This window comes from Chitinophagaceae bacterium (genome assembly GCA_030053935.1).
In the GTDB taxonomy this organism is placed as follows: domain Bacteria; phylum Bacteroidota; class Bacteroidia; order Cytophagales; family JASGCU01; genus JASGCU01.
Genome location: JASGCU010000134.1, coordinates 1 through 3,886, shown reverse-complemented (window position 1 = coordinate 3,886; position 3,886 = coordinate 1). Strand labels below are relative to the sequence as shown.

The window sequence follows — 3,886 nt, the reverse complement described above, 5'->3', positions numbered from 1 at the left end:
ACTTTAAAAAATGGTGTTTGAGACAAGAAAAATATTTGCAGGATATTTTTATAAAGTTAAGTAGATATGAAAAGAAAAATTCAAAGATTACCCTTCGTTATTATTGAAGATAAAAAAAATAATGTTTGGAGTATATATTATAGAGAAATTTGTTTAGAAGTATTTAATAATAGAAACGATGCTATATTTTATGCAGAAAACAACAAAATAAGTGGAAATCGTGGAAACTAATATAAATTACAAACATATTGTAGATAACAATTTTATATTATCTGCGGAAATATACAGTAGAAAAATAAATCATTTTAAACTTGATAAAGTTAAAGAAAAATATCCTAATATTTTTGATGATTTTAAATCGTTTGATGGTTTTGCTTTCCCTTCAAGTGATTACGTTACACAATTTGAAAACTTAAAGAAAAAAGTAAAACTTTTACAAATCAGTAATGTAAATCAAACAGAATGGATTATAAACGAAACTCAAAAATTTGAGTATGTTCCAGATAAGTATTTACAAAGTAAAAAAAGGTATTTACTAAATAGTGAATGTATTTTAATTTCATTAACAGGTGGAACAGATACTGACAATGATATAACCTCTTATTTTGACAACTCATTTAAAGCCTTTTTAAATCAAAGGGTTTCTGCATTTACAATGAAAGATTATAACAAGGATTATTTCTTTTATTTCTATGCAATGACTAAAACAAAATCTTTTAAAGAACAATGGCTTGGTAAAGGTGGTATTCAAAAGAATACTGTCGCTTCTGATAGAGCAAAAACATATTTACCTAAAATACACAATTTAGGAATTGTAAACTTTGTTTCTGTTCTAACCCAAGCCATAATCAACAAAGAAAAATTAATAAAAGAAAGACACGAAGCCATTTTAAAGGCAATTGAAACCGAACTTTTAGAAAATCAAAAACCAAACAAGTTTAGTTTTGAGTTACCGAGAATTAATGAATTAGAAGAAGTTGGAAGATTAGATACTGGATTATACAATATAGATTTTAAAAAATTAGATTTTTTAATTACAAATTATTCAAATAATTACTCGAGACTAAAAGACTTAAAATACAAACCATTAAGAGGTCCAAATCTTGCAATCTCAATTATTGGAGTTACTCACTATTCGACAAAGCGTGTTTCTGAAAAGTTTTATAAACTTATTCAACCAACTGACTTATCAGAATATGGGACTTTGCAAACAGAAAGATACTTTGGCAATATAAATGATATTCAACTTTTAAAAAAAGGTGATATTTTGTTTGGTGCCGAAGGTAATATCGGAAAAGTTTATGTCAATATAGATATGAATGAAAAATCTGTTACAAACTTTCACGGTATGTCAATTACAAACACTAATGTTGAATTATATAATAAATGTTTTGTTGCTTGTTATATTAAATGGTTGCGTCATAAAAATTACTTTAAATTTTATTCAACTGGTGGACAAGGTGGTTCATTTGGTGTAGAAAAAACAGAGAATATTAAAATTCCTAATTTTTCTGTAACCAAGCAAAAAGAAATTGCTAAATTATACCACAACGTAGAAGTAGAATACAACGCAGACACTTTTACATTGGCTAACTTTTTAGGCAAAGACAACGAATATAACCAACAAGCAGGAATTTACGAACTGGACAAAACAGCCAAACAACTCAAAGAAATTCTGAACAATGCCATTGACAATATAGTAAACGATAAACAAATAGAAATAAAATTTTAATCACCTAAACTAAAAAAAAAATGAAAGTAATTTTTGTATTTATTATTGGCAGTATATTTTCTCTACAAGTTTTTGCTCAAAAGACATACCCAATCCGTTTGGTTATTCATGGAGGAGCAGGAACTCTAAAAAAAGAAAATATGACAGAGGAGAAAGAAAAAGCATATAAAAAAGCATTAGAAGAAGCACTCTATGCGGGCTATGCGGTTTTAGAAAGTGGAGGAAAGGCAACAGATGCTATACAAGCAAGTATAGTAGTTTTAGAAGATTGTCCTTTATTTAATGCAGGAAAAGGAGCAGTATTTACCGCTCAAGGGACAAATGAATTAGATGCTTCTATAATGCGAGGGGAAGACCTTATGTCTGGTGCTGTTGCAGGAGTAAGCATAGTAAAAAATCCTATAAAATTAGCTTACGAAATAATGGTCAATTCTCCTCATGTAATGATGGTAGGAAATGGAGCGCATCTCTTTGCTCAAAAAAGAGGTTTGGAAATAGTAGATCCTTCTTATTTTTATACAGAAGAAAGATTTGGACAATTACAAAAAATTCAAAAACAAGAGCAACCCCCTACAGAATCAGAAAAAAATAACAAAAAAGAAGAGGGGGAACAACCACGTAAGAATCATAAATTTGGAACAGTCGGAGCTGTTGCTTTAGATATGTATGGAAACATAGCAGCAGGAACATCTACGGGAGGAATGACCAACAAAAAATACGGTAGAGTAGGGGACACTCCCATCATCGGAGCAGGAACTTATGCAGATAATACTACTTGTGGGGTTTCCAGCACGGGACACGGAGAGTTCTTTATACGTGCTGTCGTGGCTTATGATATATCTGCTCGTATGAAATATAAAAATCTATCTCTCCAACAAGCTGCGGATGAGGTGGTAATGAATACACTAAAAAAAATGGGAGGAGAAGGCGGGATTATTGCTTTGGATAGAAAAGGAAATATCGTTATGGTTTTTAATACAGAAGGGATGTATAGAGGATTTATCAAAGAAAAAAACAAAGCTTGTACCTATATTTATAAATAATTATGAAAATATCAGGAGTGACCTTTGTAAGAAATGCTGTCCAATATGATTATCCCATCACAGAATCCATTCGTTCTATTCTTCATATATGCGATGAAGTGATTGTATTAGTAGGAAACTCAGACGATGGAACAAAAGAACTTGTCCAATCTATAAACAATCCTAAAATAAAAATTCAAAATTCTATTTGGGACGAATCCCAAAAACAAGGCGGAAAAATATATGCTTTAGAAACAAACAAAGCCCTCAGCTATGTAGATACAAACGCTGATTGGATTTTTTATATACAAGCGGATGAAATTTTTCATGAACAATACACAAATAATGTTTTTGACGCAATGCATCAATGGAAATACAATACCAAAGTAGATGGCTTGTTATTGCAATACCATCATTTTTATGGGTCATATAATTATATTGGAGCATCTTCTCAATGGTATACGCACGAAATACGTATTATTCGCAATGATAAAAACATATATTCTTATAGAGATGCACAGGGTTTTCGCAAGGGAAATAATGAAAAATTATCTGTGAAACCTGTAAATGCTTTTATGTATCACTATGGATGGGTGAGGGAACCTCATAAAATGCAAAAGAAAATCTCTGAAACAAAGAAGTTTTATCAAAATAATTCTATAGAAACACAAAGCCCCGAAGCAGTATATGAAGGTGTATTTGATTACTCTCATGTGCATCTTCTAAAAAAATTTACGGGAACCCATCCCAATGTTATGTTCGAAAGAATTAACAATAAAAATTGGAAATTTGAAAGGGACATATCTCAATCAAAATATACCCTCAAGGATAGAATAAAAAAATTCTTAAAGCTTATAGGAATAAATACGTATTATAGAAATTATAAAATAATATAAATTTGAATTTGGTAGATAACTTTTAAATACCTTTTTTTACCAAATAATAAACATTTGCAAATTTTGCTTTTCATGGGTATTATATACAATAAGATATGTTTATTTATAAATAAAAAATATTTCTTTACTGTATAAAATAAGGTAATGTTTAAATAATATAAACTTACCTTTCTTTCAAACATAAAGAAATATTTTTTAATTGAGCATCTATAAAAGATATTTATTTAATCACATTT

4 protein-coding genes are annotated in these 3,886 nt (G+C 29.4%); all 4 read left to right on the top strand.

Annotation, left to right across the window (positions count from 1 at the left end; translation table 11 throughout):
* Window positions 1-66 precede the first annotated feature (66 nt).
* The 4 genes from QM536_09550 to QM536_09535 are packed head-to-tail and all read left to right on the top strand — an operon-like array spanning window position 67 to window position 3,650.
* A complete protein-coding gene (locus QM536_09550; GenBank protein ID MDI9357254.1) occupies window positions 67-231 on the top strand; it encodes a hypothetical protein in 165 nt (54 codons plus the stop codon).
* Window positions 221-1,732: a restriction endonuclease subunit S gene (locus QM536_09545; GenBank protein ID MDI9357253.1), complete on the top strand. Its 1,512-nt coding sequence runs from the start codon at window positions 221-223 to the stop codon at window positions 1,730-1,732. Before QM536_09550 ends, QM536_09545 begins: the two co-directional genes overlap by 11 nt.
* A 20-nt stretch (window positions 1,733-1,752) precedes the next feature.
* A complete protein-coding gene (locus tag QM536_09540; GenBank protein ID MDI9357252.1) occupies window positions 1,753-2,775 on the top strand; it encodes an isoaspartyl peptidase/L-asparaginase in 1,023 nt (340 codons plus the stop codon).
* Window positions 2,776-2,777: 2 nt separating this feature from the next.
* On the top strand, window positions 2,778-3,650 hold the full coding sequence (locus QM536_09535) for a glycosyltransferase family 2 protein (protein ID MDI9357251.1): 873 nt from the start codon (window positions 2,778-2,780) through the stop codon (window positions 3,648-3,650).
* Window positions 3,651-3,886: the final 236 nt, after the last annotated feature.